The 26418-nt window shown below is 62.5% G+C and carries 23 protein-coding genes; 12 read left to right on the forward strand and 11 right to left on the reverse strand.

All coding sequences use genetic code 11. The annotated features are described in order from the left end of the window. From VMA74_RS08970 to VMA74_RS08990, 5 genes are all read right to left on the reverse strand, one after another. The coding region (locus tag VMA74_RS08970) for a peptide-N4-asparagine amidase (RefSeq protein ID WP_325366323.1) at positions 1-1015 on the reverse strand (1015 nt) is incomplete at its 3' end. A gap of 87 nt (positions 1016-1102) precedes the next feature. After that, on the reverse strand, positions 1103-1318 hold the full coding sequence (locus tag VMA74_RS08975; RefSeq protein ID WP_325366297.1) for a hypothetical protein: 216 nt from the start codon (positions 1316-1318) through the stop codon (positions 1103-1105). Positions 1319-1669: 351 nt separating this feature from the next. Next, positions 1670-4630 (reverse strand): ATP-binding protein, encoded by a 2961-nt coding sequence (locus tag VMA74_RS08980; protein ID WP_325366298.1) that lies wholly within the window; start codon positions 4628-4630, stop codon positions 1670-1672. Positions 4631-4682: 52 nt separating this feature from the next. Next, complete coding sequence (locus VMA74_RS08985; protein WP_325366299.1) at positions 4683-5105, reverse strand: response regulator; 423 nt, start codon at positions 5103-5105, stop codon at positions 4683-4685. Positions 5106-5288: 183 nt separating this feature from the next. After that, positions 5289-6209 carry a M14 family metallocarboxypeptidase gene (locus tag VMA74_RS08990; protein ID WP_325366300.1) on the reverse strand — a complete coding sequence of 307 codons (921 nt, stop codon included), beginning with the start codon at positions 6207-6209 and terminating at the stop codon, positions 5289-5291. A 226-nt stretch (positions 6210-6435) separates the two neighbouring features. Here VMA74_RS08990 and VMA74_RS21615 point away from each other — a divergent pair, with 226 nt between their 5' ends. The 6 genes from VMA74_RS21615 (at position 6436) to VMA74_RS09010 (ending at position 10148) form a co-directional block, all read left to right on the forward strand. Further along, positions 6436-6507, forward strand: a complete 72-nt coding sequence (locus VMA74_RS21615; protein WP_414649589.1) for a type II toxin-antitoxin system HicA family toxin — start codon at positions 6436-6438, stop codon at positions 6505-6507. A gap of 14 nt (positions 6508-6521) precedes the next feature. Then, positions 6522-6698: a type II toxin-antitoxin system HicB family antitoxin gene (locus VMA74_RS21620; RefSeq protein WP_414649587.1), complete on the forward strand. Its 177-nt coding sequence runs from the start codon at positions 6522-6524 to the stop codon at positions 6696-6698. Further along, positions 6649-6948, forward strand: a complete 300-nt coding sequence (locus VMA74_RS08995) for a type II toxin-antitoxin system HicB family antitoxin (protein ID WP_325366301.1) — start codon at positions 6649-6651, stop codon at positions 6946-6948. Before VMA74_RS21620 ends, VMA74_RS08995 begins: the two co-directional genes overlap by 50 nt. 237 nt (positions 6949-7185) lie before the next feature. After that, positions 7186-7416 carry a hypothetical protein gene (locus VMA74_RS09000; RefSeq protein WP_325366302.1) on the forward strand — a complete coding sequence of 77 codons (231 nt, stop codon included), beginning with the start codon at positions 7186-7188 and terminating at the stop codon, positions 7414-7416. 152 nt (positions 7417-7568) lie between these two features. After that, on the forward strand, positions 7569-9767 hold the full coding sequence (locus VMA74_RS09005) for a diguanylate cyclase domain-containing protein (protein WP_325366303.1): 2199 nt from the start codon (positions 7569-7571) through the stop codon (positions 9765-9767). Positions 9768-9965: 198 nt separating this feature from the next. Then, positions 9966-10148: a CsbD family protein gene (locus VMA74_RS09010; RefSeq protein WP_325366304.1), complete on the forward strand. Its 183-nt coding sequence runs from the start codon at positions 9966-9968 to the stop codon at positions 10146-10148. A 157-nt stretch (positions 10149-10305) separates the two neighbouring features. Here VMA74_RS09010 and VMA74_RS09015 read toward each other — a convergent pair whose 3' ends face one another. The 3 genes from VMA74_RS09015 to VMA74_RS09025 form a co-directional block, all read right to left on the reverse strand. Continuing rightward, complete coding sequence (locus tag VMA74_RS09015) at positions 10306-10926, reverse strand: class I SAM-dependent methyltransferase (protein WP_325366305.1); 621 nt, start codon at positions 10924-10926, stop codon at positions 10306-10308. A gap of 444 nt (positions 10927-11370) precedes the next feature. After that, entirely contained in the window at positions 11371-12756 is a 1386-nt protein-coding gene (locus VMA74_RS09020; protein WP_325366306.1) for a histidine kinase dimerization/phospho-acceptor domain-containing protein, read from the reverse strand. 32 nt (positions 12757-12788) lie between these two features. Further along, on the reverse strand, positions 12789-13508 hold the full coding sequence (locus VMA74_RS09025; protein ID WP_325366307.1) for a response regulator transcription factor: 720 nt from the start codon (positions 13506-13508) through the stop codon (positions 12789-12791). Between the two features lie 394 nt (positions 13509-13902). Between VMA74_RS09025 and VMA74_RS09030 the strand changes: the two genes are divergently transcribed. The 3 genes from VMA74_RS09030 to asnB all read left to right on the forward strand — a co-directional run bounded on the left by VMA74_RS09030 (position 13903) and on the right by asnB (position 18678). Next, positions 13903-14997 (forward strand): glycosyltransferase family 9 protein, encoded by a 1095-nt coding sequence (locus VMA74_RS09030; RefSeq protein WP_325366308.1) that lies wholly within the window; start codon positions 13903-13905, stop codon positions 14995-14997. A 175-nt stretch (positions 14998-15172) separates the two neighbouring features. Continuing rightward, positions 15173-16693: a glycosyltransferase family 39 protein gene (locus VMA74_RS09035; protein ID WP_325366309.1), complete on the forward strand. Its 1521-nt coding sequence runs from the start codon at positions 15173-15175 to the stop codon at positions 16691-16693. A gap of 95 nt (positions 16694-16788) precedes the next feature. Next, on the forward strand, positions 16789-18678 hold the full coding sequence (gene asnB, locus VMA74_RS09040; RefSeq protein WP_325366310.1) for an asparagine synthase (glutamine-hydrolyzing): 1890 nt from the start codon (positions 16789-16791) through the stop codon (positions 18676-18678). Between the two features lie 197 nt (positions 18679-18875). On the opposite strand, the gene VMA74_RS09045 is transcribed toward asnB, so the two are convergent. After that, the gene (locus tag VMA74_RS09045; protein ID WP_325366311.1) at positions 18876-19295 is read right to left on the reverse strand and encodes an RcnB family protein; all 420 of its coding nucleotides are present in this window, start codon (positions 19293-19295) and stop codon (positions 18876-18878) included. A 339-nt stretch (positions 19296-19634) separates the two neighbouring features. On the opposite strand from VMA74_RS09045, the gene VMA74_RS09050 reads away from it, so the two are divergent. After that, on the forward strand, positions 19635-20177 hold the full coding sequence (locus VMA74_RS09050) for a carboxymuconolactone decarboxylase family protein (RefSeq protein ID WP_325366312.1): 543 nt from the start codon (positions 19635-19637) through the stop codon (positions 20175-20177). Between the two features lie 56 nt (positions 20178-20233). Here VMA74_RS09050 and VMA74_RS09055 read toward each other — a convergent pair whose 3' ends face one another. Both VMA74_RS09055 and VMA74_RS09060 read right to left on the reverse strand, forming a co-directional pair. After that, complete coding sequence (locus tag VMA74_RS09055; RefSeq protein ID WP_325366313.1) at positions 20234-21169, reverse strand: AraC family transcriptional regulator; 936 nt, start codon at positions 21167-21169, stop codon at positions 20234-20236. A 106-nt stretch (positions 21170-21275) separates the two neighbouring features. Next, entirely contained in the window at positions 21276-22172 is an 897-nt protein-coding gene (locus tag VMA74_RS09060) for a LysR family transcriptional regulator (protein ID WP_325366314.1), read from the reverse strand. Between the two features lie 74 nt (positions 22173-22246). Here VMA74_RS09060 and VMA74_RS09065 point away from each other — a divergent pair, with 74 nt between their 5' ends. Further along, complete coding sequence (locus tag VMA74_RS09065; protein ID WP_325366315.1) at positions 22247-23068, forward strand: M15 family metallopeptidase; 822 nt, start codon at positions 22247-22249, stop codon at positions 23066-23068. 1145 nt (positions 23069-24213) lie between these two features. Next, entirely contained in the window at positions 24214-26220 is a 2007-nt protein-coding gene (locus VMA74_RS09070; RefSeq protein ID WP_325366316.1) for an SPFH domain-containing protein, read from the forward strand. Positions 26221-26418: the final 198 nt, after the last annotated feature.

Raw genomic sequence — 26418 nt, forward strand, 5'->3', positions numbered from 1 at the left:
GGAAGGCCTGCACACTGATGAAATCGCTCGTCTGCTGCACGCGCGAATCGATGCGGCCATGCGAGGTATACACGAAACCGCGGATCTCGAAATTCCGGTGCTCCCGCGTCTTGATGTCACCCCGGATGGTCTCGCCGGTCTGCTTGAGGGTGTCCGTATCGGTAGCGGCGCCGTTCTCGCTGGCCAGGGTGTTGAGGGTGACGGCACCGCTCACTTGGCTGCTGTGCGGATCGAGATAGAGCAGCAGCGTAGCGCCGCCGCCACCGGCGTCATCGTTGTCCGCGGTGACGTTGTGGGCGCCGGGCGCGCTCAAGATGGCCGCGAACGGTGTCAGGTCGACCCGATAAGGCTTGAAGTTGAGCATCTCCAGCGTCGTGATGGGCTGGTTGGCGCTGTTCTGCAGGCTCCAGTTCAAGTCCGCGACGACGAGGGGGAACGCGGGCGCAATGCCCGCCGGGGTGCCATCCACACCAATGTGGATTTCCTGGAAGTCGCCACCTCCGCAGCCTTGCCGCGGCGGGTAGATACTGGTGTCGTAGGGTGTGCCTCCGGGCGCGAAGATATCATCGAGTGTCAAGTTGCCCGAGTCATTGCTGACGCAGGTGTACCAGAACGCGTTGCCCGGGTAGTCGTTTTCGACGTCCAGATAGGCGCGCTCGATGTTATGCGGCAGATTGACCTGTCCCTGGTTGGCCGCGATGACCGCGTCGGGCACGCGCGGTGCCGGGGTGGCGGCGGTAGCCGGATAGAACACGAGCTTTGCGCTCGCGTTGAACGCGAAACTGTCGACGATGAAATCGACGGCATCGAAGTTCTGCGTGCTCCAGAGGAGACCGCTCTGGGGCAGCTTGAACAACGCGCTGTAGTCGGTCAGGTCACGCTCGACATGCCAGTTCACCGGGCTGCCGTTGGTCGCACCGCCATAACGTGGCACAGCGTCGCGAAATAGCCGCACATTGGCGAGGTCCATGCCAAGCGTGTCCACCACCGAGCGCCGGATCGACTGGATGTCCAGCTTGAGGATGACCTTCGACCAGGGCGGCGGGCAGGCAGCGGGCGGTGTGTAGGTGAATGTCGGATCGTTGATGATGTAGATGTACTCCTACGGCCAGGGCCGGCTGTTGAACAGCTCGACCACACACGGCTGCCCGGCGGCACGCGGCACCGGTGGATCCACCGACGCGATCTGCCCAGGGGGAATCGAGACTGGACCGTCCTGCGATGGCGCAGCGATCGCGGGACTAAACGGTGTGGATAGAAATGCCAGGATAAAAGGTGCCGTCGCCGCCAGGCGACAAGCCAGACGCATAGCTTTCATGACGGTGCTCCTCCCAAGAAGCCCGTCGGACTTGAGTGGTCGAGGCGTAGTGCGACTGCGCGAGAGCCGTTTTTCGGCGATTCACCGGCCCATCGTGATTCCATGGGTCAAAAAGCGACGGAAATATGGACCGCGCAGGCATCTTTGCAGCTCGGCCGATCCACATACGACAGGCCCCTACTCCCCCTGCCCGCGCGATCCTACCCCGCGCCACATGAAAAAAACGCCTTCGGGGAAAAGGGGACGGGCTTCCACTTTTCGAATAAAAAGCTTGCAGAAGCAGAAGCGATGGCACGGCACAAAAATATGACCGCTTTTGCTTTTTTTGTTTAGCGCGGGGATCCACGCAATCTACGGCAACGTGAAATAGAAGGTGGCCCCTTTGCCCTCCGCGGCATCCGCCCAGATGCGGCCGCCGTGTCGGTTTACGATGCGGTAGACCGTGGCGAGGCCGATACCGGTGCCGGGGAATTCGTCCTCGCTGTGCAGGCGTTGAAAGGCCGTGAACAATCTGTCGGCGTATTTCATGTCGAAACCTGCGCCGTTGTCGCGCACGTAATAGGCCAGATCGCCGTTTGCCTTGGTTGCGCCGAATTCGATCTTTGCGTTATGGCGCTTGCTGCTGTATTTCCAGGCATTGCCGATCAGGTTGTCGAGCGCCACGCGAAGCAGGCTGCGATCGCCTTGCGTGGTAAGTCCGGAGGCAAGCTCGACCTGTATTCGTCGTGCGGGCTCTTGCTGCTGCAAGTCGCCGATGGCTTTTTGCGCAAGATCACTGAGGTCAACGGCGTCCCGCCGTAGCTCCTTGCGTCCGACCTGCGCGAGCGTCAGCAGGTCGTCGATCATCTGCCGCATGGTCTGGGCGGCTTGCAGCACATGCTCAAGATGTCCCCTGGCTTGCGCATCGAGCGTTTCGCCTTGTTGCATCAGCAGAATGCTTGCGAAGCCATCGATGCTGCGCAATGGCGCGCGCAGATCGTGCGCGGCGGAATGGCTGAAGGCTTCCAGTTCCTGGTTGCTGCGTGCGAGTTCCGCAATCAAAGCGTTGCGTGCGGCGGCCATGGTCAGGTGGGTACGCACGCGGGCGATGAGCTCTGGCGCGGTGAACGGCTTGGCAAGGTAGTCGTCGGCGCCGACCTCCAGCCCTTCCAATACCGCCTCTTCGCCGGCGCGTGCCGACAGCAGGATTACGGGAATCGTGCGCGTTCTGCTTTCGGCGCGCAGCGCCCGCAACAGGGCCATGCCATCCATGCGCGGCATCATGACGTCGCTGAGTATGAGGTCCGGCGGCTGGCGTAAGGCGCTTTCCCATGCCGCCTGGCCGTCGCCGACCGCTTCCACCTCCCAGTGGGGACGCAGCAGGCGGAGCAGGTAATCGCGCATGTCGTTGCTGTCGTCGGCCAGCAGGATGCGCCCTGCCGTGTGGTGTGGCCGCTCGGTCGTCACGCCGACCGTGGATGGCATCTGCGATGCGTCGGCGTGATCAGGAGGGCGACGCCATTGCGCGGCTTCCAAAGCAATGGCCGATGCCTCGGTCGATCGCGTGGCGGCAGCGTGCGCGTGGACGATGCGTTCGGCCGGCAAATGCGCCGTGCCGGCAGGGATGGCGACAACGAATGTCGTTCCTTCACCTTCGACACTGGTGACGCGCACGGTTCCGCCGTGCAGCTTGACCAGGTCTTGCACCAGGGCCAGGCCAATGCCGCTACCTTCGAAACTGCGCCCCTGCGATTGCTCGACGCGGTGAAAGCGATCGAAGATTCGCGGCAGCTCGTGCGCGGGAATGCCCACGCCGGTATCGCGCACGTGTAGCTCGGCATGCTGGTTTTGCCAATGCAGGGAGACTTCGATTTCACCGTGCAAGGTGAACTTGAAGGCATTGGAGATCAGGTTGAGTACGATCTTTTCCCATTGCGCCGGATCGACATAGATCGGCTCGGGTAGTGGCGGACAATCCATGATGAGCCGCATGCCGGCTTGCTCGAGCAGCGAGTCGAAGGCGCAGGCCAGTTCCTTGGTCAGCTTGGACAGGTCCGTGGGAACGAAGGACAGCGGAAGGCGTCCCGCTTCGATGCGGGTGAAGTCCAGCAGGCTGTTTACCAGGCGCAGCAGCCGAATGCCGTTTCGATGGACGACGCCCAATTCATCGCCACTCAAAGGCGCGTGCCGGGCGAGTGCGTCTTCAATCATGCCGAGAATGAGCGTCAGCGGTGTTCGGAATTCGTGGCTGACATTGCTGAAGAAGGTGGTCTTGGCACGATCGATCTCGGCCAGGGCTTCCGCACGCTTTGTTTCCTCCTGCAGCGCGCGCGCCTTGACCATGGCGCTTGCCACTTGATCGGCGGTAGCGAGAAAAAATGCGTGGTAACGCTCATCCAGCTTGCGATGCGGACTGATCCCCGCAACCAAGAAAGCAGCGGGCGTTACCTGGCCCGTGCGATAGAGCGGCAGCACGATCGCCTTGTCCGCGCGGGCGTTCCAGCGGCCCGTGGGCATGGGGCCAAAACGGGCGGAGAGATCGTCGACGACGATTTCCTGCCGTGTTTGCATGACCGTTGCGAACGGCCAGTCATGGGCATCGGCCTGCTCGTCGAAAGGTACGTGTGCGGATACGGCCTGCCCATCGATCGCTTTCCAACCATGTGCGGCGATCAGCGTTGCGCTTTGCGCCGCCTCGTTCGCGGCGTACAGCAGCACGAACGGCAGGTCCAGCGCGTTGGCGGCCAGGACATCCACCGCGATCTGGCCGGCCTCATGCTCGGACTTGGCATCGCCCGTGCGCTTGGCCACATCGTGCAGCATCCGGATCTGGCGTTCGCTTTGTACTTTGACGGTGGTTTCCTGCACGGTGTTCAGCACGCCCGCGACGCTGCCATCGTCGCCGGGAATCGGGCTGTATGAGGACGTGAAATACGTTTCCTCGGCCATGTCGCCGCTGCTGATGAAGAGTTGCCAATCTTCCATCCAGGTGGCGGGTTGGCCTTCCTGTACGCCTCGCGCCAAGGGGCCGGCTTCGTTCCACACTTCCGCCCAGCATTGCGCAGCGGGTTGCGCCAGCGACACCGGATGCTTGTGGCGCAGAATGGGGCGGTAGGCATCGTTATACAGCTGCAGCAGCTCTGGGCCCCACCAGATCATCATGGGGAACCTGCCGCCGAGTGCCACGCCGAGTATGGTTTTCAGGCTGTTGGGCCAGCCTTCGACAGGACCAAGCTTGGTCTTGGACCAGTCGGTGGCGCGCATAAGCGCACGCATCTCGCCGTCACCGGCGAACAGGTCCGTCCACGCACCTGCAGATGATTCAGGGCTCATCTCGTGCCTTATGTGGAGTAATTGGATGCGGCCGATGGCGGTGTGCGTGCAGTCAATCTGTTTGCTTCAGCCACTGATCTTCAATGTGCTTGATCATGGCGCAGGTATCCTTGAATCCGGCGGGTTTGCAGACGTAGCCATTTGCGCCGTGCTGGATGGCTTCCGCTTCGGCTTCTTCCGCACTGGAGCCACTGTAGATAAGCACCGGCACCTGCCTGGTCCGCGCGTCGGCGCGCAATTGCGCCAAGACTTCCAGCCCGTCCAGGCGGGGCAGGTGCATGTCGAGCAGAATCAATTGCGGCAGCGGCGATGACATGGACGGGCTGCTGCCCAGCAGCATGTCCAAGGCGGACTGGCCGTCGTACACCACCTGCATGGTGACGTGGGACTTGTTGGCTTGCAGCGCGTACTTGAACAGGTCAGCCGTCGTCGGGCTGTCGTCGATCAGCAGAATATCCGGTGCACTCGTGCTCATGCAGCACCCCCTGGGAGAGTTCACGCATTACCGCTCGGTACCGACGCTTCAAAGACTAATCCAAACGGTGCGGACGATGTCAAGTCTCAAGCCCTCACTGCAGCGACGTGGTCCATCGGCTGCCTTTACGCCAAAAAACGCTTGAATGACAGCCAGTGAGCAAGCTGCGATACATGCTTGGCCTCACGCATGCGCCAACGCAAAATCGATCGCCGCACGAACCGCAGCCACTTGCGCTGCAATGCATTGCTCGGGGCTGGCCTGCGGGCTGTCGGGATAAACCTCGGTGGTGGTGGTGTAGCGCGCCGGGGTGATGCCGGCACAAAGGCCGAGTTCGCGCATGGGGTATTGGATGACGCCCGGTGCCACCACCGGTGAGCCGATGATTTGACCGTTGCGGTCGGCGGGCGCGATATGAGTGACTTTTGCCACGGCTGCAATCACCGCCTGTTGGAACGCGGGCTGCGGATTCTCGCTGTCGTCCACCAGGTAGAAGCCATCCGGGATCTCGTCCGGTGTTTGCGCGACACCATCGCGAGCGGCCAGTGCGGGGCGGAATTCGGTTTCGTCGGTGTCGGTGGTTTCGTGCAGGTCGATGTGCATCAGCACGCGATCGCGGAACTCCGCCACGAAGCGCAACAAGGCGGCCGATTCCTGGGCTGGGCTGTTTTCGCGGAAGGAACGGTTCGGGTCGATGGCGTTGGGATTCCAGCGATGGATGCGCTCGTAGGCCCAGGGGCTGATGCACGGTGCAATGACCAGATTGACGCGGCCCGCGTAGGCGGATGCATGCTGCTGCGCAAAGCGCAGCGCGCCATGCACGCCGCTGGTCTCGTAGCCGTGCACGCCGCCCGTGACCAGCATGCAGGGCAGTTCGTTTCGCCAGGCACGGGTTTTGATCGCCACCAGCGGAAAGGTTTCCGGCGGGTAATCCAGGCGGCCGTATTCCACCACGTCGTACTGCGAACGCAGGGTGTCGACCACGTCCAGCACATCCTGTTGGTAGCTGCGATGACGGGTCTGCCTTGCCAGCCATGTGGCGATCTCGGCGGCGCCCCACGGAACGCCGGGTGTGCCGATGGGGTAGGAGGCGACAGTCGTCATGGTATGGCTTGCTCCGGAGGCAATGAGGATTCAAAGGCGTACACGATATAGGGGCTTACGAGTTGTTGCATCGGCCACTTGCCGCCGGAGTTGTTAGCCAAATTCCGGTGGTTATAATACCCACCATAAAGAGCGCGGACGTGATCAAGCGGCTGGAAGCCGACTGGCAGCTCAGCCGGGTCAAGGCTCACACCATCAGTTCAAACACCCAACCAAACCTGGCCTTGTGACTGTTCCGCACCCTAAAGCCGACATTCCAAAAGGCACGTTTCACAGCATCGCCAAGCAAGCGGGATGAAAATAGGAGGCCCTATGCGATTCCCTGTTGTTCTACATACCGATGATGGCCAGCACTACGGCGTCACCGTTCCGGATCTGCCCGGTTGCTACTCGGCAGGCGATTCGATCGACGATGCTCTCATACAGGTATTGGAGGCGATTGATCTGCACCTGGAAGGATCTGCACCTGGAAGGCACGATGGACGATGATGCGGCCGAACTACCGGAACCCAGGCCGATCAACGTACACCAGCAGAATCCGGACTACGCCAACGGCATCTGGGCGGTGGTGGACTTCGACACTTCCAAATACGAAGGCAAGGCCGAGAAGATCAACATCACCGTGCCGCGCAAGCTGCTTTCGAAGATCGATGCCTATGTGTCCAATCACCCAGGCGAAACTCGATCGGGTTTCATGACTCGTGCAGCGCTGCAGGTCATACGCGGCAAAGCCGCATAGGGTAAAACTCGCTACAAAGCGGGTTTCATTTTCTGGATCAGCGATTCATAGGCTGCCATCGAAATGAGCAGGATGGCATGACATCCCGGCAACATCCATGCATGGGCCAAAAGCAGCTGGGATTGTCATCCCAGCCTACGCGAGCCTTGGAAGGCGTACAGGAAACACCACAGCCCGATGCTATGGTGCGCGCACTGTTTTTGCATTGGACCGGACGTGAATCAGGTGGACAGCGCAATGATGGCTGAAGACGGTCCTGCCCTGGCAAAGCTGGCGCCTGCAGGGGCGTTCGACCTGTTCCCCACGCGTATCTGGCGGGTGCCGCTGAAACCCTTGGCGCCGCATGCGCCGCGAAGCGGGCTGGTATCGCGGCGATCTGCACGGGCACGGCATTGGGTCCGCGCCAATGTGCGCGATGCGGGCGGCAACCTGTTGCTGGTGGGCAATCCGATCTACGTCAATGACTAGCGCAGGCGGGTGGTGAGCGTATGCGAACCCCAAGGTTGCCATGTAAAAAAGCGAGGCGAAGGTTGGCCAGGCGGCAAGCCGCCGACCCTTGGCAGGACTCTTGCTTCACATTCGTCAAGAGGGGCAGCCCGCGACCGAAGGACCCGACAACCATGTTTGCCAGGCGCGATTCGCATGGCCTGTGGCTCGTGTTCGTCCTTACCGCCGGCTTCTCGTTCGCGACGCTGGCGCTGGCCAGGGCGAATCACAGCCCGGTCGCACTATGGCTGGCCAACGGCATCCTGCTCGGCTGGCTGGTGCAGAAGCCGCTGGCGCGGACCTGGCCCTTGCTGGTCGCGGCCTTCCTCGGCTTTCTCGCCGCCAAGCTGAGCCTGGGCGACTCGCTGCTGCAGGCGATGCTGATCGGCCCGTTCCATGCGCTGGAAACGGTGATCGTCAGCGAGTCCATCCGCCGCCGCTTTCCGCAGATCACCCCGGCCACGCGTTTCATGGACCTCGCGCGCGTCGGCGTCGTCAGCGCATTGGCCGGCAGCGCGCTGTGCACGTTGGGCCTGATGAGCATCCTGCACCTGTGGACGCAGGTGGGCGTGCTGATGGCCCTCAATACCCAGTTCCGTGCGCACTTTGTCGGCATGATGATTGCCGGCAGCGCCTCGCTGCTGCTGAGCACCGGCCATCTGCGCCGTCTGCCGATAGGTACGGCCTGGTCGCTGGCGCGCGATCTCGGCCTGCTCGCCGTGGTCACGGCGGCGGTGTGCCTCGAGCCGCGCGTGCCGCTGGTGTTCCTGGTCTATCTGCCGCTGCTGTGGCTGGTATATCGCCACCGTTTCGTCGGCATGGTGGCCGGCATGGCGGTCATCGCGCTGGGCGTCAGCCTTGCCACCACCCTGGGCCTGGGCCCGTTCAACCTGGTCGCGAGCGCCTCGGCAGCATTTCGTATCGCCATGGGGCAGGTCTTCGTCGGTATTACCGGTTTCGTGGCGCTGCCGGTCGCGCTGGTGCTGTCGGAACAGGACCGCCTGCGCAAGCAGATCGAGGAAAGCGAGCTGCGCTACCGCATGCTGGCCGACAACAGCGGCGACCTGGTGATGCGCATACGCCCCGATGGCGACCGCATGTACGTGTCGCCGTCGGTGAAAGACCTGCTCGGCTGGGAGGTGGACGATTTCCTGAAGCCGCGTCCCGACCTGATCCATCCCGACGACCGTGAGCGTATCGCCGCCGAAGTGGCCAGGCTGCGCATGGATGGCGGCACCACCAGCACCACCTACCGCATGCGGCACAAGGATGGCCACTACCTGTGGATCGAAGCCTTCGCGCGGATGGTGTCCAGCCCGGATGACGATGACAGCAGGGACATCATTTACACCGGCCGCGATGTCACCGAACGCGTGCGCATCGAACAGGCCTTGATGGAAAGCCAGTCGCAGCTGCGCACCGTCACCGACAACATTCCAGCGGTGATTGCGCGCATCGACATGAACGAGCGCTACACCTACGTCAACCGCTACGTCGAACAGGTCTCCGGCGAACTGCCGGCGGAAATCGTTGGCAAGACGGTGCATGAGGTGCGCGGCAACGCGTTGTACGAACGTCTGAAGCCTTATCTCGAGCGCGCCTATGCCGGCGAATCCGTGCTGTTCGAATACGCGGCCGAATACCGCGGCAAGCCGATGCACTTCCAGTGCCACTACGTACCCGATCGCGACACGCGTGGCAAAGTGCGCGGTGTGTACGCGCTCACCACCGAGATCACCCACATCAAGAACGCCGAGCGCGAACTGCTGCGCCTGGCGCATCAGGACGTGCTCACGGGCCTGGCGAACCGGCGCTATTTCAGCGAGCGCATGCCGGTGTTCCTGCGGCAGGCGCAGCAGCACGACACGCTGGTGTTGCTGGCAGTGGTGGACATCGACAATTTCAAATCCATCAACGACACCTACGGACACGCCATTGGCGACGTAGTGCTGGCCGAGGCGGGCCAATGCCTGCAAAAACTGGTACGCGAAGGTGAAATGGTGGCGCGCCTCGGCGGCGACGAATTCGTGGTGCTGTGCAATGACATCACCAGCCTCAGGCAGGCCAGGGCGTTCGTGCAATCGCTGTGGGAACGCCTGCACATCACCGTCGATGCCGGTGTGGCGCAGGTGACGGTGAACATGAGCGTCGGCGCGGCCATTTGCCGGAACGAAATGTCGGACGACGTACTGATGAAACTGGCCGACGATGCGCTGTACCGGGCCAAGGAAGCCGGCCGCGACACGTACCGCCTCCTTACGCATGGTCTTGATGGCGGCGACAACGACGATCACGACAGCAGCTGCGAAACCAGCCTGCGCAAGGCGAGCTGAGCCGCGTATCGCTGCACCACCGCTGTGAGCGGCGCCTGCAGAACGCGTGCAAGCGGCGTGAGTCTGCCCGGGCAACGCAGCAAACAGGCCCGTTTTTCATGGCGTGCTCAGCAATATCGCGATGCTCTTCACCTGGTTTGCACCGCCCCGTGCTGCGGCCGTGCGCATGATGGCGCCACACCCAAGTAGGAGTAAGTCATGGATAAGAATCGCGTTGAAGGCACCAAGCACGAAATCAAAGGCGGTATCAAAGAAGCTGCCGGCAAAGTCACCGGCAACCACACGCGCGAGCTTTCCGGCAATCTCGAAAAGAACGCCGGCAAGATCCAAAAAGAAGTCGGTAAGGCCAACGACGAAGCGCGGAAGCACCAAGATCGGTAATTGTTTGTGACGCTGGGCTGCAGGTTTCAACGGAGCGACGAACGAAGTCTAGGCGACTTCCCAACGGATTGAGCCAAAAGAGGGCGCATGTGGCGCCCTCTTTATTTTCCGCGGCTGGAACCCATAGACCGTAGCGACGAAGGGTCAGCCGTGCGGCTCATGCCTGCCTGCGCAAACGCACGTAAGTAAAAGCCTGGCTCGATCCCCATGGCGTAAGATGGATATCACGCCCCGTCGCCATCTGTTCGAATGCCTCGCCGAACAGCGCGCACAAGGCATCCGCATCGTAACGCGCCACATCGAGCCCACTGCAACGCGTAGGGCCATCGGATGCAAACGTCGCCATGATCACCGTGCCGCCGGGCGCAAGGCTGCGATGCAGCGCGTGGAGGTAAGCCCTTCGGGCCGCTTCGCCGGTCAAGAAATGGAAGACGGCGCGGTCATGCCACAACGCATAGCGGCGCGCAGGCGCAAAGCGCGTAACGTCGTCGACCAGCCAATGCACCTGCTGCGCTTTGGCCGCGCCAAGCCGCGCTTGCGACTGGGCCAGCGCGTGCGAGGCCAGGTCGAGCACGCTGACGTCGCTATGGCCAAGCGCCAGCAGATGATCGACGAGCGTGGATGCACCCCCGCCCACATCAAGCAATGGCGCATCGAGCGGTAGCTCGCTGTCCGCGATGAACTGTAGCGAGATATCCGGGCGGGGCTGGTACCAACTCACCGCGTCGGCGGATTTGGTGTCGTAGACCTGGTCCCAGTGCTGTCGAGCGTCGGACATGGTGGAATCGGAAACTCACTGAGTGGGCTCACAGCATAATCCCAGCGGGTTTCTCATTTGCGCGATGTCGGGATGGCCATCCCCGGCTACGGGCAATGTGTCGAACCTTGCCAAAAGCGCGTAGGTGAGTGGAGAGTGCATGCGAACCCAGATGGCGATGTGGGGGTTCGGCGTTGCCTCACCGCCAACCTACGAAGGCTTGCGCTACGTCCTTAAGTTCGGAGCTGCGAGTGCAGCGAGCGGCAGGAGCCGAACAGGGCTTTCATCCATTTCCTCAGGAAATTCAACTGCACGCAAAAGCCCAGGCAACCCCACCCAAGCCCTCTCCTACTACCGCAGGGAAGGGAGCGTATCGTGGCGAGTATCAGTTGTACGGACTTGTCACGCTGTTAGACGAGTGGCCGGCAATTTTTGATGCCATCGGCGCCAATCCCATCCGGCGATTCATGGCATCACACTCGCCTGCAGGTTTCCTTCTTGCAACACCAGTTCCAGGCGCAACGACTGCGCACGTGCTGCCGAGGCCGCCAAGGCAAGACCCAGGCCGGTATGCACGCCCGGGTCCTTGCCTTTGCGCCAGAAGCGTTGCTTCATGCGGATGACGTCTTCATGGCTGAGGTCGGGTGCGGCATTCGTCACCGACCAGCTGAGCGGCGTGCAACGCAGCACGATCATGCTGCCGGCAGGCGCATAGGCGATCGCGTTGCCCAGCAGGTTGCCGAGCAGTACGTCCAGCAGGGCCGCATCGGCCATCCATGCCACATCCGCTTCGATATTCAACTGCAGTTGCAACCCACGTTCCAGCAAGCGCTGCCGATCCCGTTCCACCCATGCGTGCGTCAGGGCGCTCACATCCACGGGTTGCAAGGCAAGCTGCTCGATGCCGGCTTCGATGCGTGTCAACAACAGCAAGGCTGCCACGATGCGTTCCATCTTCGCGCCAATCTCGCCGATGTCCGCCAGCAGCTCCTGCGGATCGCGGCCGCTGGGATAGCGCAGTTCCACTTCGATCGCGGTGCGCAGTTCTGCCAGGGGCGTGCGCAGTTCATGCGCCACGCCGCTGGCGAACTGGCGCTCGCGCAGCAGACCTTCCTCCATGCGTGACAGCACCGCATTGAAGCGTGCGATCAGCGGTGCGAGTTCACGGATCGGGGTGCTTTGCAGCCGCACGCTCGGCGTATCCGGACCGATCTTGTCCATCGCTTCGGCCAGGCCGGCCAGCGGGCGCAGGCTGCGGGTGACTAGCAGGGGCGTGAGAATGGCCACGACCAGGAAACCCAGCACCACGCTGCCTAATTCGATGTGGTCCATAGAGTGCTGGAAATCCAGCACCTCGCTGTAGTCCGCGGCCAGGCCCAGCAGGCATGCGGATGCGTCGCCTGTCTTGCGCGCAGCGTCCTGGCCGGAAGATGCGTGATGCATGTCATCGAGGTCGGGCACGAAACGCAGGGCGATCGCGCGCAGCTTGGTGCCGCGGTGATCGGTCATGTCGGCAAACGCCATGGATTGTTGTTGCGCTGGCATCGGCCAGGCGAGCGATGCGGCGTCGCCGGACGACAGCACGTGCTGGCCGCGACAATCGATGTGGAAATAGATGGTGCCGTCATCGGCCAGGAACGATGGAATCCAATCCGACGGAAACGGCTGCGCGGATGCCCGGGTGCGCGCGGTGAAGATATCCGCCAGTGCCTGCGCATGTTCCAGCAGATCGGTATCGGCCCGTTGCGCGACTTCGTCGTCCACCCGAAAGTCGATGACCAGGGTCGCTGCGCCCAGCACCACCACGATCGCTGCAATCACCAGCAGCGTGGTGCGAAAACGCAGTGACATCGCGAGCCGGCTTGAAGCGCTGAGCAAGGCCATCAGCTTTTGGGAATCAGATAGCCGAAGCCGCGGCGTGTTTGCACCAACTCGCCCATGCCGGCCTGCTCCAGCTTGCGCCGCAGGCCGAATACCAGCACTTCCACGCTGCGGTCCGAAGCGGTGGATTCGCAGCCGGCCAGGCGTTCCAGAATCTCGCTGCGCGAGAAGGTGCGGCCGCGGTGGCGCAGCAACAATTCCAGCAGCGAAAACTCGCGCGGTGTCAGCGTCAGCGCCTGGTCGTTGATGTGTACGTTGCGCGCCGCCGGATCGAGCGCAAGTGCGCCGAGCGTCAATTGCGGTGCTTGCGCTTCTTTCGAACGGCGTGCCAGCGCATGCAGCCGCGCGACCAGTTCATCGAAGGAAAACGGCTTGACCAGGTAATCGTCCGCGCCGCGATTGAGCGCGTCGACACGATCGGAGATCTGGTCGCGCGCCGACAGCACCAGTATGCGCGGGCGTGCCGCGCGTCCCTGGAGGTGGCGCAGCACGCCCAATCCATCCATGCCGGGCAGCCCCAGGTCCAATACGACCAGTTCGTATTCGTAGGTGTCCAGATGTTGGCAGGCGGCGATGCCGTTGGCGGCGCTATCGGCGGTGAACCCTGCCGCGGTCAGGCCGCGCGAAAGTGAATCGCGCAGGCGCGCCGAATCTTCGACAATGAGAACGTTCAGAGCAGTTCCCCTTCGGCATGCGATGGCCTGATCGTCGGTTCCTTTCAAGAAGCTGTCGGGCCTGTCATCCCAACCTGTCGGCGACTATAACAGCGGGGCGTACAACGCCAGCAAAAACATACGTCTTTGGCTGGATTACAAGTTTGTAACGGGCGAGTAAGTTTAAGATAAGTTTCGCCTACCACACTCCATGATGCGTTTTGCCCAGGAGCCTGTCGGGCTTGAGCGGCCGAGGCGATGTCGACTGCACGCGGACAGATTTTCGGCGATTCGCCGACCCATCGTGGTTGTTATGGGTCAAGCATCGACGGAAATAGGGACCGCGCAGGCCGTTTGCATCCCGGCCGACTCAAAGCCCGATAGACTCCCAGGACGTGCTGCGTGGGCGGATACCGCCCGCTGTCGCCGAAACGCGCCACGCGATCAGCATGTCAGGTGTCCATTGAGCGCAGTTACCATCGATCCTCTTTTCAACGGCATTCCCCAGCACGGGATTTATCGCATCCTGGTGTGCCGGCCGAATCATCGGCTCGGCAACATGCTGTTGATGACGCCCCTGATCGCCGAACTGGAACGCCTGTATAAAGGCGCCGAAATCGACATCGTGGCGGAAGGCCCGTTGGCCGCCGACGTGTTCGCCACGTTTTTCAGCGTCAAGAACATTTATTGCCTGCCGCGGCGCGGCTTCAAGCATCCGCCGAGTTTTCTTGCCCTGATCTCCCGCATTCGCCGCACGCATTACGACCTGATCATCGATCCCTGTTTCGGTTCCGGTTTCAGTCGTACGCTCGCGCGTATTTTCCGGGGGCACTACAAGCTTGGCTTTGGCGATATGAAAAAGCCCGGCGATTTCACCCATCTGGTGCCGGAAGCCATGGCGCCGCGCCACATGGCACAGCGGCCGGTCACGCTGGTGCGCTGGCACGCTCCGCCGGCGCAGAGCGAAGGCGCGGGCTTTCCGGCGATGGATATCCGCCTTACTGAAGGCGAACGGGCGTGCGGCAAGGCGGTGGTGCGCGAGTTGCTGGCGGAACAGGCACCGGCGGATGCGCGGCACACCATCGGCATTTTTGCCGACGCCACTGGCAACAAGTGCTATCCGCAGGCTTGGTGGAACGAGTTCCTCGCCACCTTGCGGGAGCATTCGCCGCACTGCGCGCTGATCGAAATCGTGCCCATGCACGGCCGCTCCATGCTCGGCTCACGCTGGCCCAGCTATTACTCCAGCAGCATCCGGCGCATGGGCGCGGTGATGGCCTCGGTGGACCTGATGATCAGTGCCGACTGCGGTGTGATGCATCTGGCCGCGGCGTCGCGGGTGCCGACCATGGGGTTGTTTAGCGTGACCGACGCCAAGGTGTACGGCCCTTATGACACGCGTAGCCATGCGCTGGTTACGCGCGATATGTCGGCGCAGGGGGCCGCGCAGCATGTGATGGAGACCTATCCCGATCTGTTCGGTGCGCCGGGACTGGGGCAGGGTGCGCATCCGGCGCCGATGCTTGGGCATGTCATTCCGCTGGCGGGGCACGCGTAGCGGCGTCGCAGGAAGCTTGCCGTAGGTGGTGAGGGATTGCGCTGGCCGGGCAGGCGATCATCAGCCTCCGCCTGACATGCTGGGATTTCATCCCAGCCGACCTCGCCGCCCGTCGCTTACAATCGCTCTCTTTGGCCTGCGTGAAGCACGCGGCGCTCTATCCGGAATCTGCCACATGCCGAACGACCGCACCATGGAACACCGCCTGCGGCCCATCACCGCGCCCGCGTCGCGATGGCCGCTGATTGCCCTGATCTGCTTCGGCCTGCTGCTCGGCTTTGCCTTCCAGGGCACGCGCGGCCTGTGGAGTCCGGACGAGGGGCGCTACACCGTGGCCGCGCTGCAGATGCTGGATACCGGCAATTACCTGGCGCCGGCCTATAGTCCCGACGAGGTCAATTTCTCCAAGCCGCCCACCACGTACTGGGTGATCGCCGGCTCGATCAAGCTGTTCGGCCGCAACAGCTGGGCGGTGCGCGCGCCTTATGCGCTGGCCTTCGTGCTGACCTTGCTGATCCTGTATGCGATGGGCCGGCGCGTGCTGCCGGAAAAGCCCTGGCTGCCCGGGCTGGTATATGGCTGCGCGGCGGCGCCGTTCATGGCCAGCAACATCGTCAGTACCGATGCGTTCCTGACCTTGTGCGAAGCGCTGGCCATGCTGGGTTTTGTGCGCGCGGCTTTCACTCCGGACACGTCTGCGTGCAAGCGCGATGTGTTGCTGATGTGGGTGGGGTGGGGGCTGGCCTTTCTCACCAAGGGGCCGCCGGGGCTGATGCCGTTGCTGGCGGCCATCCCCTTCATCGTGCGCCGCGACGGCTGGCGCGGACTGCGACGGTTTTTCCCGTGGAGCGGCCTCGTGCTGTTCCTGGTGATCGGCCTGTCCTGGTATGCGGTGGTGGTGGTGCGTTATGCGGGCCTGCTGCACTACTTCCTGCACCAGGAGGTGTACAACCGCATCTTCACCGCCGCGCACAAGCGCAATGCGGGATGGTTCGGCTGGATCAAGATCTACCTGCCGGTACTGGGTGTCGGGCTGTTGCCGTGGTGGCCGGCGGTCGGCCGCGTGATCCGGCGCTGGGTATCGGCCGAGCGCTGGGGCGCAAAGGCCGATGCGGGCATCGAGCTGTTGCTGGTGCTGTGGTTCCTGCTGCCCTTCGTGATCTTCTGCCTGGTGCAATCGCGCCTGCCGCTGTACATGCTGCCGCTGTTCGTGCCGCTGTCGCTGCTGATTGCGCTGGAGCTGCGCGAGCGCGTGGACCTTCGCCGGCGCAGGCAACAGCTGTTGCTGGCGGTGTGGGTGGTGATTCTGCTGGGGGTCAAGGCGGGCGCGGCGTACGCCTGGCACTCCAAGGACGACAACCGCCAGATGGCCAGCGAGCTGCGCGCGGCGACACCGGTGGCGCAATACCAGGCGCTGATTTTCGTGGAGAACACCGCCCAGGGTTACACCATCGAAGAGGCCACGCCCTGGGGCCTGCGCATGTACCTGGGCAAGCCGGTCTACGGCATCGCCTGGCTGGCGCCGGAGGGTGCCGATGAGCTGTGCCACGCCTTGCACAACGAGGGCCGGGCGCTGGTGGTGATCGATCCGGACCTGGGCGCGGGGGCGATTGCGCCGGCACTGGCGCGCTGCCCGGGGCAGGTAAGCGAGCTGGGCACATGGCGCGGCAATGTACTGAAGCTGGTCGAGCGCTGAAGCTTCACGCCGCTCAAGCCCTGCCTCCACCCCCTTCCTTTACAATTGCTCAACTGGGCGGCGCACGCCCGCGGAATCGACCAGAGCTGCCCTACATGTGTGGAATTTGCGGAATCTTGAGTCGGGATGCAGGACATCCGCCGCCATACCTGGAGCAGCAAGCGAGCACCATGCTGAAGGCCCTGGCCCATCGCGGGCCGCATGGGGATGCCTACGTTTCCCGGCCCAACCTCGCCATGGCCACCAATCGCCTGGCCATCCGCGGCGTGGACCAGCATCAGCCGCCGCTGCTGGAATATGAAGCCGGCGTGATCGTGGCCTGCAACGGCGAGATCGACAATCACCACGAACTGCGCAGCACGCTGGCCGAAGCCGGCCATGCGATCACGCATACCACCGACGTCGCCGTGCTGGCGCCGCTGTATCTGGAAAAAGGGCTCTCGTTCCTGGAGCACGTGCAGGGCGTGTTCGCGCTGGCGTTGTGGGACGGCCGCCATCAGCGCCTGATCCTGGCGCGCGATCGCGCCGGCGAACGGCATCTCTACTACGCCGTGATCGGCCAGACGGTGTACTTCGCCTCCGAACTGGCCGCACTGGCAAAAGCCTGCAAGCCGGACATCGAGATCGACACCGCCGGCCTTGCGCACTATCTGCGCTCCGGCTATTGCCCCGCGCCGAACAGCCCGCTCAAGCACATCCATAAAGTGAGCCCGGGCGAGATGATCGTGATCGATCCGGCCGGCATCCGCCGCATGCGCTACTGGAATTTCCCGGCGGAAAAAGCCACTACGGCACCCTCGCTGCGCAGCTTCGATCCGATCTTCCGCGAAGCGGTGCGGCGGCAGAGCGAGATCGACGTGGATTACGGCGTGCTGCTCAGCGGCGGCATCGATTCCGCCTTGATGACGGCGGTCGCGCGCAGCGTGCGGCCGGAGAAGCCGCTCTCGGCGTACTGCATTCGCTTTTCCGAAGCATCCTTCGACGAAGGCCAGCATGCGGCGCAGCTTGCGCGCCAGCTTGGCTGCAACTTTGTCGAAGTGAATGTCACCGCGCAGGATGTGCCGCGCACGCTGCGCGAATTGATCCGCGCCAACGGCGAACTGCTCGCCGATCCGGCGTGGATTCCGCTGTCCCTGGTCACCAAGCGCGCTGCGCAAGACGTGCGCCTGTTGCTGGCGGGCGAAGGTGCGGACGAACTGTTCGGCGGCTATCCCACCTATCTGGGCGCACGCTGGACCAGCCACTACGCCAACTTGCCGGCATCGGTCAAGGCGCTGGCGCAGCGCGCGATCGAGGCGCTGCCCACCAGCGACAAGAAGGTCACGCTGTCATTCCTGTTGAAGCGTTTCATCCGCGGGCAGGACCTGGACGGCTTGGCGCGGCATCTGCTGTGGACCGCGAGCATTCCGCCGCTATGGCAGCACAAGCTCGGCATCAAGCCGCCGATCGATGACACCCAGCACGACGCCACGCGCCTGATCGATACCATCCAGTGCTACGACTTCGGCCACTCGCTGCCCGATGCGCTGATGGCGAAAGCCGACCGCGGCGCGATGCTGCACGGCGTGGAAATCCGCGCGCCCTTCCTCGATCAAAGCGTGATCGAATTCGCTGCCACACTGCCGGTCGAGGCGCGCGTGCGTGGCCTCACCACCAAGGTGTTCCTCAAGCGCTATGCGCTGGATTACCTGCCCAAGGATGTCGTGACACGCCGCAAGCGCGGTTTGTCGGTGCCGCTGGCGGCATGGTTGCGCGGACCGCTGCGCGACTGGGCGCAGGCGCACCTCGCCAGCGGCGAGCTCGCTGCGGCGGGTATCGATACGCGTGCCGCGCAAGCCTTGTTTGCCGAACACCAGGCGCGCGCCAACGACCATGCCCGGGCGATCTGGACCCTGGTCGTGTTGAGCGAGTGGCTGCAGTGGCTGCATAGCGAGCGGGTGGCCGTGGCGATGCAAGAAGAGCAGGTGTTGTTGCGGCAATCGTGAGCCGCGCGACGTACAACTTCTTCTTCTGGCTTCCGGCGTGCGCCGGCATGACAAGCGCGAGTCCGCGTAGGTGGGTGGCGAGGCGCAGTCGAACCCCAACGGCGTGATGTGCGTGGCAACGTTGGGGTTCGCCCCGGATCAAGTCCGGGGCTCACCGCCAACCTACGCGAAGGCAACATTTGTTTTCAGTGTTGTCTTTAATTCCCGAGCAACTCATTCACGATCAATCCCGTCGCCACCGCAACGAGCACGAACTGCCCTTCGTCGCCGTGGACCCATACGTACCCACGCGGCGGGGCGTACAAGTGATACCGCGCATAATCGTCGACGTAATACTCGCGTGCGCGATAGCGTTCCGGCAGATATTCGCCGCGGCGGTAATGCCTGTCCCAGCCTACGTGGTGGCCATGATCGTCATGCCAGCCACGATCGTGGTCATCGTGCCGGCCATGGTCGTCGTGATCGTGGTGATCACGATCATCATGATGGTCGCCATGCTGATCCGAACCGTGGTCATGGTCCCCATGATCTTGATAGTCCTGAGCGGACGCAGCCGTCGCAGTCATGACAAGCGGCAATGAAGAGAGCAAGGCCAGTGCTAAAAGATGTCGTTTCATACGGATAATCCGTGTGGGTGATTCGGCTGTAGTGCCGCAAGGCAAAGACTAGCCTGACTACCTGAACGCTGTCCGTCCCCGCCACGCTCCTGATTGCGAACCGTTTCGCAATCTTCAGCTCGGGATGCGACGGCAATTTGCACGTCAACATGCCGCAGCGAGTTTTGCGCGCACCCGCGCCAGTCATGGACGCAAGGGCATATCAGCCGGTCCTTGCAGCCATGGCTTGGCAGCACGAGATGAGACGAACGAGCATGTTTATGAGTATGCGGAGCATTAAGCGTCTGCGGCCGCTTTCTTAAAGTGACCACCGTCCCAACCAACCACGGAGTCACCACCATGTCTCGCATCCATACCCCCGCACTTGATACCGCTACCGGCGCCACCGCCGAGGTCTATGCCCAAATCAGGAAAGCCGCCGGCAGCGTGCCTAATACCTACGCCGCCATCGGCGCGCTCCACCCGGCGGCACTGAAGGCCATGCTGCAAGCCGACGCTGTGCTGGCAGGTGGCACATTGGCCAAGCAGGACATCGAAACCATCAAGCTGGCCGTCAGCGCCGCCAGCGGCTGTGATTACTGTGAAGCGGCGCATAGCCTGCTGGGCAAGCTTGCCGGCCTGAAGCCCGATACGCTCAAGCAGATCCGCAAGGGTGAAGCCACCGGCGACGCCCGGCGCGATGCCTTGCTGCAATTCGTGCTCAAGCTGGTGAAGGGCAGCGGTACGGTCAGCGACGAGGATTTCGCCGGGATCAAGAAGGTCGGCTATACCGATGCGCAGCTGGTGGAGATCAGCCTGGCGATTGCGGCCATTACGTTTACCAACATGTTCAATCGCATCAATGACACCACGCTGGATTTTCCGGCGCTTGAGCGGGTGTGAAGCGGTTTGTGCTTGCCTGCTGATATGCCCTCTCCCACGTGCAGTGGGGAGGGCAGCTACCCTCGCCGCCAAGCTGCAGGTGTCGTGCCCATATGCAGCTTGAAGGCGCGCTGAAACGCCGCCTCCGACTGATAACCCGCCATCTCCGCAATCGAGCCCGTCGACGCCGACGAGGTGCGCAATGCGTTCGCCGCCATGGTCATGCGGATATCCGTCAACAGATCACTGGCCGAGCGACCCAGCTTCTCCTGGAACAAACGCACGAATGTCGCGCGCGACATATTGCACAACTGCGCCAGCGCCGGCAGCGTCCATGGATGCGCGGGGTCGTGGAACATCGCTTCCAATGCCGGCGCCAGGCGCGGATAACCCGCCAGGGCCAGCAGCCCCTCCGGCGCTTCCTGCGACTCGCTGGCAAAGCGCAGGGTCAACGCAAACAGTGCGGTGGATAGCGCATTGAGCATGGCGCGTCCGCCAAGGCTGTCGCCACTGGTCTCCACGCGCATCAAGCCAAGCAGATTCGACAGATGCAGGCCGGTGTCCGTTGCGGCTTCCGGCTGCGCCGAAGCATGTGCAATCAAACGCGATGGAAGATAACCACGCAGCAAGCGCACATGCCCGGGAGCGAGTACGAAGCGTCCGCACAGCATGTCCAGCCGCGCACCGCTGCCGGCGTTTTCGCTCAAGATCAGGTTCGCCACGGCACGCTCGCGCGACGGTTTCGCGCGCTTGCCGCTGCCATCGTGCAGCGCGTGCGCATCGCCATCGGCGAGCAACACGATGTCACCGGCCGTCAGCTGCTGCGGCTTGCCCCCCGCAGGATCATCCAGCACCGCCGTTCCGCCCAATACCACGTGATAGGGAATTTCCCCGGGGGCCGACTCGCTCTGGTCGATGCGCCAGGGCGCGCCGTACATGCAACGCAGATCGAGTTGCCCGCGCACGGGGGTGATCTCGAGCAGGCGGCTCAGCCAATCCAGTGGTGGCGACATGCAGGGGTCTCTTTGAAACGAATGGAGATGTATCGGCGTACAGCGTGGCCCCGGCCGCAAGCATCTGCAATCGGCCGCGTGGGCTGGGATGTCATCCAAGCCAAGCTCATGCTGAGGCCGCGTCCTTCAATATCGCTTCGACGAAATCCGCAAACGCCCGCGCTTTCGCGCTCACCATGCGCCCGGTCGGAAACACTGCCCAAAGATCGATAGGCGGCAACTCCCAGCCTTCGAGCAGTGTTTTCACGTTACCTTGCCGGATGTCGTCCGCGAACATCCACGCCGAGGTGATGGCGATACCCATGTCGGCAAGCACCACGGCGCGCACGCCTTCCGCGGCGTTGACCTGGATGCGCCCGGACACCGCGACGGAAACCTCCGATTCACCGCGCCGGAAACTCCAGGTCGCCTGATTGCTGCCAGGGTTGTAGATCACCGCTTGGTGCTGCGCGAGTTCCGCGGGTGTCTTCGGCTCACCGTGGGCCTTCAGGTAAGCCGGCGTAGCCACGGCAAAGCGTCGCGATTGCGCAAGGCGGCGGGCAGTCATGCCGGAATCGTTCAAGTCGCCCATGCGCAGGGCGACATCGATGCCCTGCTCCAGCAGATCGATCTGCCGGTCATCCAGCACGATGTCGATGTTCAGATCGGGATGCGCATCCAGAAAAGGCTCCAGCCGCGGCAACACGTGCAAGCGCGCAAAGGTCACCGCGCCGCAGACGCGCAGGCGTCCCGCAAGCCCCTTGCCGGCGCCACGCGCCACCAGCTCGGCCTCGTTCGCTTCCTCGATGGAGCGCCTGGCGCGCTCGTAATAATGCTGCCCGGCTTCGGTGGGCGTGAGTCCGCGTGTGGAACGCAGCAACAGGCGCACGCCAAGGCGATCCTCCAACTGCGCGATCGACTTGGACACCGCCGGCTGGCCCACGTTGAGCCGCCGTGCTGCCGCCGAAAAGGAACCGGCTTCCACGACGCACACGAAGGTTTCCATCGAAGCGAATCGGTCCATAGCGTCTCGTCCCCAAAACGCAAAGGATGATAGCGCCATGGCATGTGGCTGTCGCGAAAACCGATTGCTGTGCTATGAGTACGGCAACCAGGCTTCCGGTGAGCAAGACGATGGCCAAGCACGCGATTGTTTTGACCGGCGCGGTGGCATGGCTTGCTGCATTCGCCGTGATCGCTGCCGATCAGCCCTATAAAGTGGAAAGCGCACGACCCGACACCATCGTGGACGTCGGCAAGGCGATTCCTCAGATGCAATTCGATATCCGCTATGCCTCCAGCCACAACTTCATCGGCCGCCGCATTCACGGTTACGAAGAGGCTGCTTGCCTGCTCACCAGGCCCGCTGTTGCCGCACTGAAAAAGGTGGAAGACAAGCTGCTGCCGATGGGTCTTAGCTTGAAAGCGTACGACTGCTATCGGCCACAGCGCGCGGTCGACGATTTCGTAAGCTGGGCGGAGGATACGAAAGCCACGCGCATGCAGGCGGAGTTTTATCCTGCCGTGCCCAAGGACCGCTTGTTCGACGAGGGTTATATCGCCGCGCATTCCGGCCACAGCCGCGGCAGCACGATCGATCTCAGCATCGTTCCGCTGGATAGCAGCGTGCCGCACGTGACGGCCGGCATGCCGTTGGTGAATTGCGTGGCGCCGAAGAATCAGCGGGCGCCCGACAACAGCCTGGATTTCGGCACCGGCTTCGATTGTTTCAGTCCCGTCGCGCACCCTTCCTATCAGGCGATTTCATCGCAGGCGAAAGCCAATCGCTTGCTGCTGCAAACCTTGATGATGGATGCCGGTTTCGTGCCGCTGGAAACGGAGTGGTGGCATTTCACGTTGAAGGACGAGCCCTATCCGGATACGTATTTTGATTTTCCGGTGCGTCATGGTTCGTTGTGACGGCCCCAGTTTCAACGCGTTCGCCGGAATGACGAATACGGCACTCGCGATAATGGAAGGCTCTTAAGGGTAATGGCGCTAACTTAAGTGTCATTGCTCCATGGCTTGCCGCGATTTGCTCCCTCCCCTGCGACAGTAGGGGAGGGCTGGGGTGGGGTTGCTTGTGCTTTAGCGTGCAGCCGAATGTCGCTATGGCTTCTGATAACAAGTAGCAATGCGGCAATGTCGGGCTCTTGCCGCTCGCTGCGCTCGCACCCCACCTCAACCCCAATGCTCCGAACTTAAGCCTAATGGCACTAACTTAAGCCAAGAAGCTTGTTGTTCGCGGTGATCTGCGCCCTCCCCTGCGAGCAGGGGAGGGCGGGGGTGGGGTTGCTTGGGCTTTAGCATGCAGCTGAATGTCCTGATGAGATGTATGGAAGCAATGGGGCTCCTGCCGCTCGCTGCGCTCGCCCACCCCACCCTAGCCCTCCCCTACTTCGCAGGGGAGGGGACGTATCCTGGCGAGCGAGAGGTACACGCTATCGAAGCGTGTAGGTTGGTGGTGAGCGTATGCGAACCCCAACGTCGCCATGCACATGAATCACGATGTTGTGGTTCGCTGCGCTCACCGCCAACCTACGAAGGATCACGCTACGTTCTTCAGTTCGAAGCATTGGTCCCATCCCGCCCAGATATAGCGGAAATACCGACTGTTATAACGTCACCCACGCGCGCAAAAATTCGGCGTAGAATACGCGCCATTCAAGGTCAACCGACTGGCCGATATGAAACGCATCTTTCAGTGTCCCGCCCACCTGGACGCAGCAAGAAAGACCGACAGGCCCTAGCAGCCTGTTCCACAGGGGCAAACTTCCACTCCTCCCACTTCAAGCAGGTACGACTGAGGGCGTTCGCTCGCCCATGGTCATCGCCATGTTCATGTCATTCCATGCGTTCCCGATAACGACTCGGCCGCCGCCGAGCGGATGGCTTCCGGCTGTTCGATGCATCGGCCGACGACGGCGCTCATAGCCGCCTTGCGGCAGTAAGCCGTTCCACACCTCATCGCCAACAACCCGCCAGTGCTACGGGTTGTGGCCTTTTGCAGCCAAAAAATGGTCCTGGCCATGCGCCGGGCTTCTTTTCTTCAAGGACAAACAGCAATGACTCTGTTAATCGCAATGGCCGTAGTTGTCGTAGTGCTTGTCGTGCTGATCTTTCTATCCAACGTCATCAACTACATTCCCAACGACCGGGTCGGTGTCGTGGAACGATTGTGGGGTGCTTCGTCGCTCGCCCGCGGCCTGATCGCCTTGAACGGCGAAGTGGGCTTTCAACCGCACGTGCTGCGCGGTGGCCTGCATTACTTCTTTCCGTTCCAGTACCGCGTGCACAAGGTCGACCTGGTGACGATTCCGCAAGGCGAGATCGGTTACATCTTTGCGCGCGATGGCCACGAGCTGGTGGACGGTCAAACCTTGGGTGCGATCGTCGACACCGGTATTGAAGACGCCGCGGCGTTCCTGAAGGCGGGCGGCCAGAAAGGGCCGCAGCGCACGATCCTGCGCGAAGGTACGCATGCCATCAACGTCGCGCAGTTCGTCATCATCACCTCGGCGCGCGTGCATGGCCTGCTGCTCTCGAACGAGGAGAAGGACACCATCGACCAGATGGGTAAAGTGCTGCGCGATCGCAATGGCTTCGTGCCGGTCGTGATCGGTGGCCTGGCCTCGACCGTCGCGGCGGAGAAATCCGATCGGCCCGACGACGATCCGCGCGACGTGCTCGGCGTCGTCACCATCCACGATGGCCCGGTGTTGCCGCCGGATGAAATCGTCGCACCGCGCGTCGGCGAGGATCCAGCCAACAAGGCCACCTTCCACAACAACTTCCAGAACATCAACGCGTTCCTGCGCGCCGGCGGTCGCCGTGGCCGTCAGCACCAGGTGCTGGTGGAAGGCACGTACTACCTCAACCGCCTGTTCGCCACGGTGGAGTTCGCCAGGAAAACCGTCGTGCCGGTCGGCAGCGTGGGCGTGGTGGTTTCGTATTTCGGCAAGGCGGGCGACGATCGTTCTGGCGACAATTATTCGCACGGCGAGCTGGTCGATACCGGTTGCCGTGGCGTGTGGAAAGAACCGCTGCTTCCCGGCAAGTACGCGTTCAATACGTTTGCGGGCAAGATCCAGTTGGTGCCTACCACCAACTTCATCCTGAAATGGTCGCCGGAAGTGACCAACGCGCATAAATACGACGAGAACCTTGCAGAGGTTGCCCTGATCACCAAGGATGCGTTCGAACCATTGATGCCGCTGTCGGTCGTGGTGCATATCGACTACCGCAAGGCACCGCTGGTGGTGCAGCGTTTCGGTGACATCAAGCGCCTGGTCGATCAGACGCTGGACCCGATGGTCTCCGCGTACTTCAAGAACATCGGCCAGACCAAGACGCTGATCGAGTTGTTGCAGGAACGCTCGGCGATCCAGGAACGGGCCAGCACCGATATGAAGGAACGTTTCGCCGCCTACAACCTCGACTTGCAGGAAGTGCTGATCGGCACGCCGCACGGCAGCGCCGGCGCCACCTCCGGCCAGCGCATCGACACCATCCTCAACCAGCTGCGCGATCGCCAGGTGGCCAAGGAACAGATGGAAACCTTCGACCAGCAACAGCAGGCCGCCATCAAGGAACGCACGCTGCGTGAAGCGCAGGCCAGAAACCAGATCCAGGCCGAGCTGACCAAGTCCGAGATCAACGTGAAGATCAAGACCAACGAAGGCGACGCCGCCATCGCCGCCGCCGGCAAGGAAGCGCAGGTGATCAACATCAACGCGGATGCCGAACGCAAACGCCAGATCGCCGTGGGCGAAGGCAAGGCTGCCGCCACCGAAGCGGTGGGCAAGGCCGAAGCCAATGCGATCCGCGCCAAGGCCGAGGCGTTGACCGGTGAAGGTGCGCGCATGCAGCTGATCAACGACCTCGGCAAGCAGTTTGCCGACGCCTTGCGCGAAGGCAAGATCGCCATCGTGCCGAAGATTGCCTTGGGCACCGATGGCGGAAATGCGCTCTCATCGCTGGCTCAACTGGCGAATGCCTTCATGGCCGAGAAGCTCGATGGCGGCGACGCGGAAAATTGGCACAGCTGGCTCAACGAACAGCCGCGCGAGTGATGTCGATGGTGCGTCATGCATCAAGCGCGTAGCTTGATGGTGAGTGCATGCGAACCCCAACGTTGCCATGCATAAAGCGACGTTGGGGTTCGGCGTCGCCTCACCGCCAACCTACGCAAGATTCCTGCGGGGCGTGCCACCTTACGCTGGCTCCGCTTTCGCGGGAATGACGGCCATACGTACTTATCGCGGCCAACC

Source organism: Dyella sp. (genome assembly GCF_035508675.1).
Lineage (GTDB): Bacteria > Pseudomonadota > Gammaproteobacteria > Xanthomonadales > Rhodanobacteraceae > Dyella_B.